Annotated in this window: 13 protein-coding genes; 7 read left to right on the forward strand and 6 right to left on the reverse strand. The window is 54.5% G+C overall.

Going from position 1 to position 14,532, the window contains the following annotated elements:
- Positions 1-133: 133 nt before the first annotated feature.
- Both FCH32_RS08585 and FCH32_RS08590 read left to right on the forward strand, forming a co-directional pair.
- On the forward strand, positions 134-1,048 hold the full coding sequence (locus FCH32_RS08585) for a GntR family transcriptional regulator (RefSeq protein WP_096758427.1): 915 nt from the start codon (positions 134-136) through the stop codon (positions 1,046-1,048).
- A 213-nt stretch (positions 1,049-1,261) separates the two neighbouring features.
- Positions 1,262-2,623 (forward strand): MFS transporter, encoded by a 1,362-nt coding sequence (locus FCH32_RS08590; RefSeq protein WP_096758428.1) that lies wholly within the window; start codon positions 1,262-1,264, stop codon positions 2,621-2,623.
- An 82-nt stretch (positions 2,624-2,705) separates the two neighbouring features.
- Here the strand turns inward: FCH32_RS08590 and tsr are convergent, their stop codons facing one another.
- Positions 2,706-4,370 (reverse strand): methyl-accepting chemotaxis protein, encoded by a 1,665-nt coding sequence (tsr, locus tag FCH32_RS08595; RefSeq protein WP_115259543.1) that lies wholly within the window; start codon positions 4,368-4,370, stop codon positions 2,706-2,708.
- A gap of 364 nt (positions 4,371-4,734) precedes the next feature.
- On the opposite strand from tsr, the gene btsT reads away from it, so the two are divergent.
- The 3 genes from btsT (at position 4,735) to yjiA (ending at position 8,156) form a co-directional block, all read left to right on the forward strand.
- The gene (gene btsT, locus FCH32_RS08600) at positions 4,735-6,885 is read left to right on the forward strand and encodes a pyruvate/proton symporter BtsT (protein ID WP_135912629.1); all 2,151 of its coding nucleotides are present in this window, start codon (positions 4,735-4,737) and stop codon (positions 6,883-6,885) included.
- Between the two features lie 107 nt (positions 6,886-6,992).
- Positions 6,993-7,187 (forward strand): YbdD/YjiX family protein, encoded by a 195-nt coding sequence (locus FCH32_RS08605; protein ID WP_003830038.1) that lies wholly within the window; start codon positions 6,993-6,995, stop codon positions 7,185-7,187.
- Positions 7,188-7,199: 12 nt separating this feature from the next.
- A complete protein-coding gene (gene yjiA, locus FCH32_RS08610; protein WP_146717580.1) occupies positions 7,200-8,156 on the forward strand; it encodes a GTPase in 957 nt (318 codons plus the stop codon).
- A 110-nt stretch (positions 8,157-8,266) separates the two neighbouring features.
- Here yjiA and FCH32_RS08615 read toward each other — a convergent pair whose 3' ends face one another.
- From FCH32_RS08615 to FCH32_RS08625, 3 genes are all read right to left on the reverse strand, one after another.
- Positions 8,267-8,569, reverse strand: a complete 303-nt coding sequence (locus FCH32_RS08615) for a BrnA antitoxin family protein (RefSeq protein WP_117342368.1) — start codon at positions 8,567-8,569, stop codon at positions 8,267-8,269.
- Positions 8,556-8,843, reverse strand: a complete 288-nt coding sequence (locus tag FCH32_RS08620) for a BrnT family toxin (RefSeq protein WP_117342369.1) — start codon at positions 8,841-8,843, stop codon at positions 8,556-8,558. Before FCH32_RS08620 ends, FCH32_RS08615 begins: the two co-directional genes overlap by 14 nt.
- Positions 8,844-9,015: 172 nt before the next feature.
- Positions 9,016-9,180 carry a DUF1127 domain-containing protein gene (locus FCH32_RS08625; RefSeq protein ID WP_117342370.1) on the reverse strand — a complete coding sequence of 55 codons (165 nt, stop codon included), beginning with the start codon at positions 9,178-9,180 and terminating at the stop codon, positions 9,016-9,018.
- A gap of 176 nt (positions 9,181-9,356) precedes the next feature.
- On the opposite strand from FCH32_RS08625, the gene FCH32_RS08630 reads away from it, so the two are divergent.
- Complete coding sequence (locus FCH32_RS08630) at positions 9,357-10,769, forward strand: aminotransferase-like domain-containing protein (RefSeq protein ID WP_174360738.1); 1,413 nt, start codon at positions 9,357-9,359, stop codon at positions 10,767-10,769.
- A gap of 26 nt (positions 10,770-10,795) precedes the next feature.
- On the opposite strand, the gene FCH32_RS08635 is transcribed toward FCH32_RS08630, so the two are convergent.
- Positions 10,796-11,734, reverse strand: a complete 939-nt coding sequence (locus tag FCH32_RS08635) for an Rpn family recombination-promoting nuclease/putative transposase (RefSeq protein WP_174360739.1) — start codon at positions 11,732-11,734, stop codon at positions 10,796-10,798.
- A gap of 274 nt (positions 11,735-12,008) precedes the next feature.
- Here FCH32_RS08635 and mdtM point away from each other — a divergent pair, with 274 nt between their 5' ends.
- The gene (gene mdtM / locus FCH32_RS08640) at positions 12,009-13,250 is read left to right on the forward strand and encodes a multidrug efflux MFS transporter MdtM (RefSeq protein ID WP_174360740.1); all 1,242 of its coding nucleotides are present in this window, start codon (positions 12,009-12,011) and stop codon (positions 13,248-13,250) included.
- An 81-nt stretch (positions 13,251-13,331) separates the two neighbouring features.
- Here the strand turns inward: mdtM and metC are convergent, their stop codons facing one another.
- The gene (metC, locus tag FCH32_RS08645; protein WP_153880210.1) at positions 13,332-14,522 is read right to left on the reverse strand and encodes a cystathionine beta-lyase; all 1,191 of its coding nucleotides are present in this window, start codon (positions 14,520-14,522) and stop codon (positions 13,332-13,334) included.
- Between the last annotated feature and the right edge of the window lie 10 nt (positions 14,523-14,532).

Genomic DNA, 14,532 nt, shown 5'->3' on the forward strand with positions numbered 1-14,532 from the left:
CTGCTCTCCTGTTTTTTTGTTGCCTCAGATATCGATGAAAATAAAAATACTGGCGCAAGCAGAAACATAATCTGTGAAACCCAACGCATAAAAATGTTTTAAATCGGGTTTTAATAGGTAAAAAGGAGACGCCATGAGCCGTTCACAGAATCTACGCCACAATGTGATTAACCAGATAATTGATGATATGGCGCGGGGTCATATTCCTTCCCCACTTCCTTCGCAAAGCGCGCTGGCAGAGATGTACAACATCAGCCGCACCACCGTGCGCCATATGCTGGGCCATTTAGCTGAATGCGGTGTGCTGACGCAGGTGGGTAGCCACTACGTAATCGTACGCAAACCGGATCATGACGACGGTTTTGATTGCACTACGGCCTCCATGGCTGAGCAAAATCGTATTTTTGAACAGGCCTTTTTCACTATGATTAACCAGCGCCAGTTGCGCGCAGGCGAAACGTTCTCCGAGCTGCAGCTTGCCAGAGCAGCGGGCGTCAGCCCGGTCGTTGTGCGGGAATACCTTTTAAAATTCGAACGTTACAACCTGATTAAAAACGAAAAACGCGGTCAGTGGAGCATGAAGCAGTTCGACCAGGCCTATGCCGAACAACTGTTCGAACTGCGCGAAATGCTGGAAACGCATTCTTTGCAACATTTCCTGAATCTGCCCGACAACGACCCGCGCTGGCTACAGGCCAAAACGCTGCTCGAGCGCCACCGGATGCTGCGCGACAGCATTGGCAGTAGCTTTCGTATGTTCTCGCAGTTAGACCGCGAGTTCCACGCCCTGCTGCTTTCCGCTGCTGATAATATCTTTTTCAATCAGTCACTTGAGATAATTTCTGTGATTTTCCACTTCCACTATCAGTGGGACGAAAGCGACCTCAAGCAGCGCAACATCATTGCCATCGATGAGCATATGACCATTCTCAGCGCGCTGATCTGCCGCAGCGACCTGGATGCCACCCTGGCACTCTGTAACCATTTGAATTCAGCCAAACAATCGATGATTCGCTCTATCAATCAAACCAGTGACAGCACCCATTAAGAACGGATAAAAAACAGCAAACCACTACCGGGAGCACGATTTTATAAAAATAAAAACGCCAGAAAAAACCTCTTGCCTATGCTCACGCTAAGTCGACTGCATTAAAAAAATTTCGTGAGCGGTGATGAATAACGTGATTTATCACTGGTATTTTTCAATACAGCACGGTCTGGCACCGTGTAAAAATAAATTATTGAGGTTCAGGAGTCCGGCGTGGAAAAAAATAATATTACCCTCGACCCGAGTTCTTCGTTTGGCACCTCGTCATCTGCGGATATTAATGTCCCGCCAGACGGCATGGTGCAACGCAGCAGTCGAATAAAACGTATTCAGACCACAGCAATGATTTTATTATTTTTTGCGGCGGTCATTAATTATCTCGACCGCAGTTCACTGTCAGTAGCTAACCTGACAATTCGTGAAGAACTGGGACTCAGCGCAACCGAAATCGGCATCCTGCTGTCCGTGTTCTCTCTCGCTTACGGTATTGCGCAACTGCCCTGCGGTCCGCTGCTGGATCGCAAAGGCCCGCGCATTATGCTGGGGCTAGGCATGTTCTTCTGGTCGCTGTTTCAGGCGATGTCCGGAATGGTACATACCTTCACTCAGTTTGTGCTGGTACGTATCGGGATGGGGATTGGTGAAGCGCCAATGAACCCGTGCGGCGTGAAGGTGATCAACGACTGGTTTAACATTAAAGAGCGCGGCCGCCCAATGGGATTATTCAACGCTGCCTCAACGATTGGTGTCGCCATTAGCCCACCGATTCTGGCCGCGATGATGCTGGTGATGGGCTGGCGCTGGATGTTTATCACTATCGGCGTACTGGGTATTTTCCTCGCCATCGGCTGGTACATGCTGTATCGCAACCGCGAGCAGATTGAACTGAGCGCCACCGAACAAGCGTACCTGAACGCCGGTAGCGTCAATGCCCGCCGCGATCCGCTGAGCTTTGCCGAATGGCGCAGCCTGTTCCGTAACCGTACCATGTGGGGCATGATGCTGGGCTTTAGCGGCATCAACTACACGGCATGGTTGTATCTGGCCTGGCTGCCGGGTTACCTGCAAACGTCCTATAACCTGGATTTAAAAAGTACCGGGCTCATGGCCGCGATCCCGTTCCTGTTTGGCGCAGCTGGCATGCTGATTAACGGTTTTGTCACCGACTGGCTGGTGAAAGGCGGCATGGCGCCGATTAAGAGTCGTAAGATTTGTATCATTGCCGGGATGTTCTGCTCTGCTGCATTTACCTTCGTGGTACCGCAGGCGACAACCTCAATGGCCGCCGTGTTACTGATTGGGATGGCGCTGTTCTGCATCCACTTCGCCGGCACGTCCTGCTGGGGTTTGATCCACGTCGCAGTGGCTTCCCGTATGACCGCGTCCGTGGGCAGTATTCAGAACTTTGCCAGCTTTATCTGTGCGTCGTTCGCACCGATTGTCACCGGATTTATCGTGGATACCACCAACTCTTTCCGTCTGGCGCTGATTATCTGTGGTTGCGTGACGATGGTAGGGGCGTTCGCTTATATCTTCCTGGTTCGCCAGCCGATTAGCGACCCGCGTCAGGAGTAATGACGTGTAGCCCGATAGCATCGGGCTACACATACCTTCCCGGTAAGCCGGATGAGCAATAGCACCATCCGGCATCACAGGCTTAGAACGTTTCCCAGTTCTCACCCGCATCCGTCGCCACGGCTTTACGCGGCTGGGTGGTTGTCGATGCCGGTTTTACGGCAGCAACATCACGCGGACGCTTTTGATCGTGCTGAATACGGAACACGGCAACGGCCTGGGTCAAACGGCTGGCTTGTTCTTCCAGCGCCGCCGCGGCGGCAGCGGACTCTTCCACCAGCGAGGCGTTCTGTTGGGTTACACGATCCATCTCGGCAACGGCCAGACCGACCTGATCGATACCGCGGCTCTGCTCGTCAGATGCTGAGGCGATTTCCCCCATGATATCGGTCACGCGGGTCACCGCATTGACGATCTCATCCATGGTTTCACCGGCGCTTTCAACCAGCGTTGACCCGACATCCACGCGGCTGACCGAGTCTTCAATCAGGCTCTTGATCTCGCGCGCGGCCTGCGCACTGCGCTGGGCCAGGTTACGTACTTCACCGGCGACCACCGCAAATCCACGGCCCTGCTCACCTGCGCGTGCCGCTTCTACTGCGGCGTTCAACGCCAGAATGTTAGTCTGGAAGGCAATGCCGTCGATCACGCTAATAATGTCGGCGATTTTCTGCGAACTGGAGGCGATGTCACGCATGGTTTGCACCACATTGTCCACCACTTTGCCGCCTTTCTGCGCCGTTTCGGAGGCACTCAGCGCCAGATGGCTGGCCTGACGGGCGTTTTCGGCGTTCTGCTTCACGGTTGCCGTCAACTCTTCCATGCTGGCCGCGGTTTCTTCCAGCGAAGCCGCCTGCTGCTCAGTACGTGACGAGAGATCGTTATTGCCCATCGCAATCTCGCTGGCACCGCTGTAAATGGCGTTAGCACCGTTACGCACATCACCCACGGTGCTCATCAACTCACTCTGCATGTGGCGCAGGCTCTCGGCCAGTTGCCCAATCTCGTTGGAGCCTTCCACGTCAATGCGCTTCACCAGGTCACCGCTGGCAATATGACGAATGCTGTCAATCAGGCGGTTCATCGGGGCGATCAGCGAGAACTTAATGCCAAACCAGACGGCGATAATGGCCGCCAGCACGGTAATCAGCACGCAAGCCAGCACCCACATCGCCTGGCTGTAAGAGCTGTTGTTATCTTCAACCGCAATGTCATACAGACGATCGTTCTGCTGCATGTAGTTCATATACTGCTTCTCAAAGCCATCCTGATAGCTTTGCGTCGGCTGATCAAAGAACGCATTGATCTTGCCGTCGCCCAGCAACTGGATCAGCTCCGCCAGCGCGCCGTGGTAGATGTCATAGGTACGATTGATCTCCTGGAACGCGGCTTCGCTTTGACGCGGATCGCGCGGCAGCGATTCATAGGTTGCCCAGTTTTTCTCGGTCATTTTCAGCGCAGTGCTCGCCACCTGCATCAGCTCCGCCACGGTGGCGCCGCTGCCGATATTGCTCTGATCCATCATGTAGCGGATCCCTGCCCTGTTCAGGGTATTTCGCGTTTGCAGCAGTTCAACCCAGGTCGCATTCAGCGCAGACTGCTGCTGGCGAATGGTTTGCAGAACGGTAAAGTTCTCCTTGTCATTCTTCAGTGAATTAAAGAACAACCCGCCCGAGGCCAGTTGTAAAAGGCCAAACAGCGCCAATACCAGCAGTAAGCTGGTAACAATCTTCATTCGTTTTAACATGTTTTCTCTTTCCGCTAGACAGATGTCAGAATTTTCGGCCTGAAAAGAGAAAACTTTACGGAATTCGTGCTTCCTGAATCGATCGCAGCATCGACGAATCGGCGATACCGCCTTCCGTAAGGGCTCTAAAGGAGTTTTTTAGTGATCTCAATCACATAATCATCCGCATTTACCGCTCCCCGGAACCGCTCACTGACACTTGGGACCGCTTAAGCTGACATATAACCACTCACATATTTACCTTACTTTACGCGCGTAATTCTCTGGCAAGATCCTCCCAACATAGCAGTCAACTTATCTCCTCAAACACACACTCAAACTCACGCGGCTTCGGCCAATTATTAATTAGATACCAGGTTTTACTATGGATACGAAAAAGATATTCAAGCACATACCCTGGGTGATTCTCGGAATCATCGGTGCATTTTGCCTCTCGGTAGTGGCATTACGTCGGGGTGAACACATCAGCGCCCTGTGGATCGTGGTCGCCTCTGTCTCTGTTTATCTGGTGGCCTATCGTTACTACAGTCTGTACATCGCCCAGAAAGTGATGAAACTTGACCCCACGCGAGCCACGCCGGCGGTCATCAACAACGACGGTCTGAACTACGTCCCAACCAACCGTAACGTCCTGTTCGGTCACCACTTTGCTGCTATCGCCGGGGCAGGTCCGCTGGTTGGACCGGTACTGGCCGCGCAAATGGGCTACCTGCCTGGTACGCTGTGGCTGCTGGCGGGCGTAGTGCTGGCCGGTGCAGTGCAGGACTTCATGGTGCTGTTTATCTCTTCTCGTCGTAACGGCGCGTCTCTCGGTGAGATGATCAAAGAAGAGATGGGCCCGGTACCGGGAACCATCGCGCTGTTCGGCTGCTTCTTAATCATGATCATCATCCTGGCAGTGCTGGCGCTGATCGTGGTGAAAGCGCTGGCGGAAAGCCCGTGGGGTGTGTTCACCGTCTGCTCAACCGTACCGATCGCGCTGTTCATGGGGATCTACATGCGCTTCCTGCGCCCGGGACGTGTGGGCGAAGTGTCGGTGATTGGTATTGTTCTATTGGTTGCCTCCATTTACTTCGGCGGCGTGATTGCCCACGACCCGTACTGGGGCCCGGCACTGACCTTTAAAGACACCACCATTACCTTTACGCTTATCGGCTACGCGTTTATCTCTGCGCTGCTGCCGGTATGGCTGATCCTCGCCCCGCGCGACTATCTGGCCACCTTCCTGAAAATCGGCGTTATTGTTGGTCTGGCTGTCGGTATCGTTATCCTGAACCCAGAGCTGAAAATGCCGGCGATGACCCAGTACGTTGACGGTACCGGTCCGCTGTGGAAAGGGGCACTGTTCCCGTTCCTGTTCATCACCATCGCCTGTGGCGCGGTGTCTGGCTTCCACGCGCTGATCGCCTCCGGTACCACACCGAAACTGCTGGCCTGTGAAACCGATGCGCGTTTCATTGGTTATGGCGCAATGCTGATGGAATCCTTCGTCGCAATTATGGCGCTGGTTGCCGCCTCCATCATCGAACCGGGTCTGTACTTCGCGATGAACACCCCGCCTGCGGGCCTTGGCATCACCATGCCAAACCTGCATGAAATGGGTGGCGAGAACGCGCCGCTGATTATGGCGCAGTTGAAAGACGTGACCGCGCAGGCAGCGGCAACCGTCAGCTCCTGGGGCTTCGTGATTTCGCCTGAGCAGATCCTGCAAACCGCGAAAGACATCGGTGAACCGTCCGTTCTGAACCGCGCCGGTGGCGCACCGACGCTGGCTGTCGGTATCGCGCACGTGTTCCACAAAGTGCTGCCGATGGCTGACATGGGCTTCTGGTACCACTTCGGTATTCTGTTTGAAGCGCTGTTCATCCTGACCGCACTGGATGCCGGTACCCGTTCTGGCCGCTTTATGCTGCAAGATTTGCTGGGTAACTTCGTCCCGTTCCTGAAGAAAACCGACTCTCTGGTTGCCGGTGTTGTGGGTACTGCGGGTTGCGTAGGCCTGTGGGGCTACCTGCTGTATCAAGGCGTGGTTGACCCGCTGGGCGGCGTGAAGAGCCTGTGGCCGCTGTTCGGTATCTCTAACCAGATGCTGGCCGCCGTGGCGCTGGTTCTCGGCACCGTGGTACTGGTTAAAATGCAGCGCACCAAATACATCTGGGTTACCGTGGTTCCGGCAGTATGGCTGCTGATCTGCACCACCTGGGCGCTGGGTCTGAAACTGTTCAGCACCAACCCACAGATGGAAGGCTTCTTCTTCATGGCAAGTCAGTACAAAGAGAAGATTGCTAACGGCGGTGAACTGACCGCGCAGCAAATTGCCAACATGAACCATATCGTCATCAACAACTACACCAACGCCGGCCTGAGTATTCTGTTCCTGGTGGTGGTGTACAGCATCATTTTCTACGGGTTCCGTACCTGGCAGAAAGCCCGCGCCATCAACGGCCGCTCTGATAAAGAGACGCCGTATGTACCGGTGCCGGAAGGCGGCGTGAAGACCTCTTCACACCACTAACCTGATGCCGGGAGGCGCGCAGCGATCCCGGCCTACAGAATGCAGTTAACGTAGGCCGGATAAGGCGCAAGCCGCCATCCGGCTTTATTCATTAACAGGACGGCAGAATGTTTGGTACTTTAGGTCAGGCAAAAAAGTATCTCGGTCAGGCGGCAAAAATGCTGATTGGTATTCCGGACTACGACAACTACGTCGAGCATATGAAGACCAACCATCCCGATAAGCCGTACATGACCTACGAAGAATTCTTCCGCGAGCGCCAGGAAGCCCGCTACGGTAGCGGCGGAAGCAGTTGCTGTTAGAAGGAGAAATGAATGACCCCGATTGCAGTCACCCTACTCACCGGTTTTCTCGGCGCGGGTAAAACCACCCTGCTGCGCCATATTCTCAACGAGCAGCACGGTTACAAAATTGCCGTTATCGAAAACGAATTCGGCGAAGTCTCGGTGGACGATCAGCTAATTGGCGACCGCGCCACGCAGATCAAAACCCTGACCAACGGCTGCATCTGCTGCACCCGTTCCAGTGAACTGGAAGACGCCTTGTTAGACCTGCTCGACAACCTCGACAAGGGTGCGATCGATTTTGACCGTCTGGTGATTGAGTGCACCGGCATGGCCGATCCCGGCCCGATTATTCAGACCTTTTTCTCCCATGAAGTGATTTGCGAACGCTACCTGCTGGACGGCGTGATCGCGCTGGTTGACGCGGTGCACGCCGACGAACAGATGAACCAGTTCACCATCGCCCAGTCGCAGGTTGGCTACGCCGACCGCATCCTGCTGACCAAAACCGACGTAGCAGGTGAAAGCGAGAAACTGCGTGAGCGCCTGGCGCGCATCAACGCCCGCGCGCCGGTGTATACCGTCACTCATGGCGACATCGACCTCGCGCAGCTGTTCGACACCAACGGTTTTATGCTGGAAGAGAACGTGGTCAGCGCCAAACCGCGTTTCCACTTTATCGCCGACAAACAAAACGATATCTCCTCGATCGTCGTCGAACTTGATTACCCGGTGAATATCAGCGACGTATCCAGGGTGATGGAAAACCTGCTGCTGGAATCTGCCGAGAAACTATTGCGTTACAAAGGCATGTTGTGGATCGAAGGCGAACCCAACCGCCTGCTGTTCCAGGGCGTCCAGCGTCTGTACAGCGCCGACTGGGACCGCCCGTGGGGCGACGAACAGCCGCACAGCACGCTTGTGTTTATCGGCATTAATTTGCCGGAAGATGAGATTCGGGCGGCGTTTGCGGGGTTGAAGAAGTAATCCCCTGCTGAATTGCCCGGTGGCGCTACGCTTACCGGGCCTACAAAGCCTTCTCCCGTAGACCGGATAAGGCGCAGCCGCCATCCGGCACTCACAACCTCGGTATAGGGCTATTTCTTGTTTTGCTCTCTCAGCATAGCCTCGCGCAAAATAGCATTTAGCCGCGTCTGGTAACCCTTCCCGGGACGCTTTAACCACTCCATCACATCGGCATCAATGCGCACCGATGCCTGAGTTTTCAACGGACGGAAAAACGTACCGCGATTAGCCTCTGACCACTGCTCATCCTCGGTCACCGGAATGTCGCTGTAATCAATATCATCATCCGGTTTATTCGCCAGCGCCTTCAGTTCCGCCTCATGCTGAGCACTCAGCGCGGATGCGCTGCCACGTTTATGTTTAATCATGCTCATAACGATTCCTCTCTTTACGATCTGCCTTTCTGGCACTGATGATACGAATGACTTCAAAGCCACTTTCAAACCTAACGCTATGGGCAACAAGAATAACCACAATGCCATGAACAAGACCGATGGTCTGCCACCGGTACTCACCGTTCTCATAACGATCCTGTCTGGACAAATGCCGGGGATCGTCGAAAACGAGTACCGCGTCCTCAAAGCGAACACCATGTTTACGGTGGTTACTTTGTGCCTTGTTTGCATCCCACTCAAACTCCATTGGCATGTATTTTATCCCTAATTGTATATACAAAAATGTATCTACAATTATCTTACGATTATACCTGGATTGTTGGAAATAGCTTCACAACTTGACGATCAGGGATTAAATTTTGTAGGCCGGATAAGGCGGTTACGCCGCCATCCGGCACTGACAGCCTCTGTCGATGAAAGAACAATTACTCCACCTGATCGCGTCGCAGCCCGACATCCTTTAGCCGCTCATCGCTCATCTGTTGCAATACGCGCCGCGTTTGCGCCCGCAGATGCCAGCGTTTAATCGCCCTCCAGACCTGCACCAAACCAATAAATGGCTGCTTTGCTCTGTTCTCATGAAATTCCATACCCGCCTCCCCGTCTTATCTGAGACGTTATCTTCGCGGATCCAGGGGGATACAATACAGATTCACAAAGTACTTTTATTTAACATACAGATTGGTTAAAAAGGATCCTGCATCGCCTTTTTCACGCCAGTCTGTACTGGTTTTTTGATCTGTATGGTACCCATGAGGGATACAGCATGACGCGTTACCAATATCTGGCCAGTCTGCTGGCCGAACGCATTGAGCAGGGGTTGTATCGCCATGGCGAAAAGCTGCCGTCGGTGCGTAGCCTGAGTCAGGAACATGGGGTCAGCATCAGCACCGTACAGCAGGCATATCAGATGCTGGAACAGCGACAGCTGATCACCCCGCAGCCGCGCTCCGGCTATTTTGTCGCCCCGCGTAAAGCACAGCCGCCGGTGCCGCCAATGTCGCGTCCGGTACAGCGTCCGGTGGAGATAACCCAGTGGGATCAGGTGCTGGACATGCTGGCAGGTCACGCAGACACATCAATCGTCCCTTTCAGCAGCGGCGTTCCCGATATTAATCAACCCAGCCTAAAACCGCTGTGGCGCGAGTTAAGCCGCGTGGCGCAGCATAATCTGCGCGCGGTGCTGGGTTACGACGAGCTGCCCGGCTGTCGGGAACTGCGCCAACAGATAGCCCGGCTGATGCTGGACGGCGGTTCGGTGGTCAGTGCGGACGATATCGTAATCACCAGCGGCAGCCAGAGCGGAATGTCGCTGGCGCTGCTGACGGTCTGCCAGCGCGGCGATATCGTCGCCGTGGAATCCCCCGCCTATTACGGCACCATGCAACTGCTACGCGGTCTTGGCATCAAAGTGATTGAGATCCCGACCGATCCGGATACCGGGATCAGTATTGAAGCCCTGGAGCTGGCGCTGGATCAGTGGCCGATTAAAGGGGTGCTGCTGGTTCCCAACTGCAATAATCCCCTCGGATTTATTATGCCGGATGCCCGCAAGCGGGCGGTACTCACCCTCGCCCAGCGTCACGACATTGTGATTTTCGAAGATGATGTGTATGGCGAACTGGCTACAGAGTATCCGCGCCCGCGCACGATCCACTCCTGGGATAGCGACGGTCGAGTGCTGCTGTGCAGCTCATTTACCAAATCCGTGGCGCCGGGTCTGCGCGTGGGTTGGGTGGTTCCGGGTCGCTATTATGACAAACTGCTGCACATGAAATACGCCGTCATCGGCACCAGCGTTCCCGCCACGCAGCTGGCGGCGGCAACCTTTGTGCGCGAGGGTCATTATCATCGCCATGTCCGGCGCATGCGCCAGATTTACCAACGCAATATGGAAATCTACACCTGCTGGGTACGGGAATACTTCCCCTGCGGGATCTGCGTCACCCGACCAAAAGGCGGCTTTATGCTGTGGGTCGAATTGCCACCACTGGTCGACATGGTCTGCGTCGCCAAACAGCTCTGCCGCCTGAAAATCCAGGTCGCGCCAGGTTCGCTGTTCTCGGCGTCAGGAAAGTATCGCAACTGCGTACGTATCAACTGCGCACTGCCACCAGACGAAAAGCACCGGGAAGTGATGCAGAAACTCGGAGAGGCGGTGATGGTGGCGATAGAGTAAATCGGCACACCCGGCTTCGCCTCTATCTAATGGCTTAAACCCTGGATATCCTCAGCGGACAGTCGGGTAATTTTTTGTATCGTGTTGATATCGATACCGTCGGTCAACATGGTGCGGGCAATACGCAATGCTTCATCACGCCGCCCCTCCATCAGCCCTTCCTGTTTACCTTCCTGTTTGCCTTCCTGCCACCCTTTTTTAAATCCCGCCTCATGCAATCTGTCCGCGATCGTCATCAAATGCTCCTTATGCTGCGGTGAACGTTCGGCAATCGCACTGATAAACGTATTGAAGCGAGGTGCATCACCGGTTCGCAAAATATAATTAAACAGCGTCTTGAGCTGGCTGTCATTAGTGGACCCGGTAACTAACAGAGAAACAATGTTCTCGACCAATCCCATAAGATCGCGCTGACGGATATGTTTTTGTATTAATTCCAGCAGCGCCATACGGCGATGCTGCACAATCTCATCGTCCGGAATAACTGTAATATCGACCAGCGGAAACGCTGCGGCATAAAGCCGACGAGCCAATGTTGGATTGGCAAATTCATCCAGCCAGCACAGTGACCAGGGATACGGACTTTTAGCGCCGTGATAAAACAGCATCGGCACCACCAGCGGTAATTGCGGGTGTCCGGCATCTAAATGTTTTTGCATGGCCGCTATCGCATAGCGCATCAACCTGAACGCCATATGCGCATCCGGTGTACTCTGATGTTCAATCACTACGTAAATATATCCATCCCCTTCCGTCGTTTTCAGCGACCACAGCACATCGGAGTAATACGCGCGTAAATCCCCCTCAATAAAACTGTCAGACTCGAGCTTTAGTGTCTGCAGGTCACATATTTCGCGTAACGCATCAGGGAGATGAATCTGTAGAAAATCCCGGGCAGTCTCCGGATGACGTAAAAATGTTTTAAAGACCGCATCATGCGGGGTTGAGGTCGGTGTTTTTTTCATGGAGATCCATCGTCCGAGGAAAAAGATGGCGCGACTATAACGGCTAAATTTATGACTCTCATTCAACACGTTTTATGTCTGCGAGGCACTATCCACAGTAAATACCGCCCTCTGCAAGGCAGACATTTTCTCAGAACACTCCCCGCAAAAACGCGTTTGCTTACGCGCCCATTCGCATTACACTGCGGATGTCTATTTTCCATTCAACTGACGCCACCCGAGGTGCGATCTCGCTATTCCCGTTGAGGGTTTTCTCCCGACAAGGAGCTGTTTTATGCAACGGATTTTCGCGTTTTTCTCGCAACGCGCCACGACGCTTTTTTTCCCCATCGCGCTGATTCTGTACGACTTCGCCGCCTACCTGTCAACGGACCTGATCCAACCCGGCATCATTAATGTCGTGCGGGATTTCAACGCCGATATCAGCCTGGCACCGGCTGCGGTTAGCCTGTATCTGGCGGGTGGGATGGCGCTACAGTGGTTGTTAGGTCCGCTTTCCGATCGAATTGGTCGCCGACCGGTGCTAATTACCGGCGCGCTCATCTTCACCCTTGCCTGCGCGGCTACACTGTTCACCACCTCAATGACGCAGTTTCTGATTGCTCGCGTTGTGCAGGGCACCAGCATCTGCTTTATCGCCACCGTCGGCTACGTCACGGTGCAGGAGGCATTTGGCCAGACAAAGGCCATCAAGCTGATGGCCATCATCACCTCCATTGTGCTGGTGGCACCGGTAATTGGCCCGCTCTCCGGGGCGGCGCTGATGCACTTTGTCCACTGGAAGGTTCTGTTTGCCATCATTGCCGCGATGGGCCTGGTCGCCTTTATTGGCCTGCTGTTGGCGATGCCAGAAACGGTGCAGCGCGGCACGGTGCCGTTCAGCGCACGCGGCGTACTGCGGGATTTTCGCGATGTATTTCGCAACCGGGTGTTCCTGTTTGGGGCCGCCACGCTGTCGCTGAGCTACATCCCGATGATGAGCTGGGTGGCGGTATCGCCGGTGATCCTGATCGACGCGGGCGGCATGACCACCTCGCAGTTTGCCTGGGCGCAGGCTCCGGTATTTGGAGCGGTTATCGTCGCCAATATGGTGGTGGTGCGATTTGTGAAGGACCCGACAAGGCCGCGCTTTATCTGGCGGGCGGCACCTGTCCAATTGAGCGGGCTGGCGATACTGATTGGCGGCAATTTACTCTGGCCACACGTCTGGCTGTGGTCGGTGCTGGGCACCAGTCTGTATGCCTTTGGTATCGGGATGATTTTCCCGACGCTGTTCCGTTTTACGCTGTTTTCCAACAACCTGCCGAAGGGCACGGTCTCCGCATCGCTGAATATGGTGATCCTGACGGTAATGGCGGTTTCTGTCGAGATCGGGCGCTGGCTGTGGTTTAACGGCGGCAGGATTTCGTTTCACCTGTTGGCGGTTGTCGCAGGTATTGTCGTGATATTCACGCTCGCCGGATTGTTGAAGCGGGTACGTCAGCACGAGGCCACGACGTTAGCCACGGAAAACTAACCTGCCATGCTTATTCGCCCTACGCCATCGTGGTAGGCCGGATAAGGTGCTGGCACCGCATCCGGCATTTATCACATCACATTACGCGATACGCGCGAACCCGGCGTCCAGATCGGCAATCAAATCACCGACATCTTCCAGGCCAATATGCACCCTGACCAACGTGCCGCTGAAGTCGACATCCCCGGCCGGGCGAATGCTGTTCAGCTCCTCCGGCTGATTAGCCAGAATCAGCGACTCGAATCCGCCCCACGAATAGGCCATATGGAACAGCGAGAAGTTATCGAGGAAATTCGCCATCTGTTCATCAGTCAGGCGCTTTTTCAGGATAAACGAGAACAGGCCCGAGCTACCGGCAAAGTCGCGCTGAAAATACTCATGGCCCGGACACTCCGGTAACGCCGGATGGTTCACCCGCGCCACCTCCGGTCTTGCCGACAGCCAGCGGGCAATATGGATACTGCTTTCCTGATGCTGTTTCAGACGTACCGCCAGCGTACGCAGTCCGCGGCTGCCGTTATACGCCGTGTCGGCATCCAGCGTTTGCCCCATCAGATACGAGTTCTCACGCAGACGATCCCAGCAGCGGGCGTTGGACACCGCCGTGCCCAGCATGCCGTCCGAGTGGCCAATGGTGTATTTCGTCCCCGCCTGAATGGAAATATCCACGCCGAAATCCAGCGCCTTAAACAGTACGCCCGCCGCCCAGGTGTTGTCGATCATGATGACGATGTCAGGGTTCACTGCGCGGATCGCCTTCACCATTCCCGGCACATCCTGGACTTCCATGGTGATTGAACTGGGCGATTCCAGAAACACCACTTTCGTCTCAGGGCGCAGAAAATCGACGATACCTGCGCCAATCAGCGGATCGTAATAGGTGGTTTCCACGTTGAATTTACTCAGGATCTTATTACAGAAATCCTGGGTTGGCTCATAGGCCGCGCCGGTCATCAGGATATGATCGCCGCTTTGTACAAACGCCAGAATCGCGTTGGTAACCGCCGCGGCCCCGCACGGGTACAGCGCACAGCCCGCACCGCCTTCCAGATCGCTCATCGCCTTCTGAAAAGCGAAGTGGGTATACGTACCGCGACGACCATAAAACAGTTCCCCGTTAGCGCGATTGGCGGTAGCGAATTTTTTATCCTTCACGGTATCAAACACCAGCGAAGAAGCGCGTTGGATAACCGGATTCACCGCCCCCTGGGTGTAACGTTTGTCACGTCCGGCGACGACCAGTTGGGTTTCAATCTTCATTGCGTCTTTCATAACATCTCCT

The organism is Citrobacter gillenii, from assembly GCF_013337685.1.
GTDB lineage: Bacteria > Pseudomonadota > Gammaproteobacteria > Enterobacterales > Enterobacteriaceae > Citrobacter > Citrobacter gillenii.

Bases quoted from the DNA above. Each gene is read 5' to 3' on its own strand.
- tsr (WP_115259543.1), bottom strand. From the start codon at position 4,370: ATGTTAAAACGAATGAAGATTGTTACCAGCTTACTGCTGGTATTGGCG.
- yjiA (WP_146717580.1), top strand. From the start codon at position 7,200: ATGACCCCGATTGCAGTCACCCTACTCACCGGTTTTCTCGGCGCGGGT.
- FCH32_RS08625 (WP_117342370.1), bottom strand. From the start codon at position 9,180: ATGGAATTTCATGAGAACAGAGCAAAGCAGCCATTTATTGGTTTGGTG.
- FCH32_RS08620 (WP_117342369.1), bottom strand. From the start codon at position 8,843: ATGCCAATGGAGTTTGAGTGGGATGCAAACAAGGCACAAAGTAACCAC.
- FCH32_RS08635 (WP_174360739.1), bottom strand. From the start codon at position 11,734: ATGAAAAAAACACCGACCTCAACCCCGCATGATGCGGTCTTTAAAACA.
- FCH32_RS08585 (WP_096758427.1), top strand. From the start codon at position 134: ATGAGCCGTTCACAGAATCTACGCCACAATGTGATTAACCAGATAATT.
- FCH32_RS08615 (WP_117342368.1), bottom strand. From the start codon at position 8,569: ATGAGCATGATTAAACATAAACGTGGCAGCGCATCCGCGCTGAGTGCT.
- btsT (WP_135912629.1), top strand. From the start codon at position 4,735: ATGGATACGAAAAAGATATTCAAGCACATACCCTGGGTGATTCTCGGA.
- FCH32_RS08630 (WP_174360738.1), top strand. From the start codon at position 9,357: ATGACGCGTTACCAATATCTGGCCAGTCTGCTGGCCGAACGCATTGAG.
- FCH32_RS08605 (WP_003830038.1), top strand. From the start codon at position 6,993: ATGTTTGGTACTTTAGGTCAGGCAAAAAAGTATCTCGGTCAGGCGGCA.
- mdtM (WP_174360740.1), top strand. From the start codon at position 12,009: ATGCAACGGATTTTCGCGTTTTTCTCGCAACGCGCCACGACGCTTTTT.
- metC (WP_153880210.1), bottom strand. From the start codon at position 14,522: ATGAAAGACGCAATGAAGATTGAAACCCAACTGGTCGTCGCCGGACGT.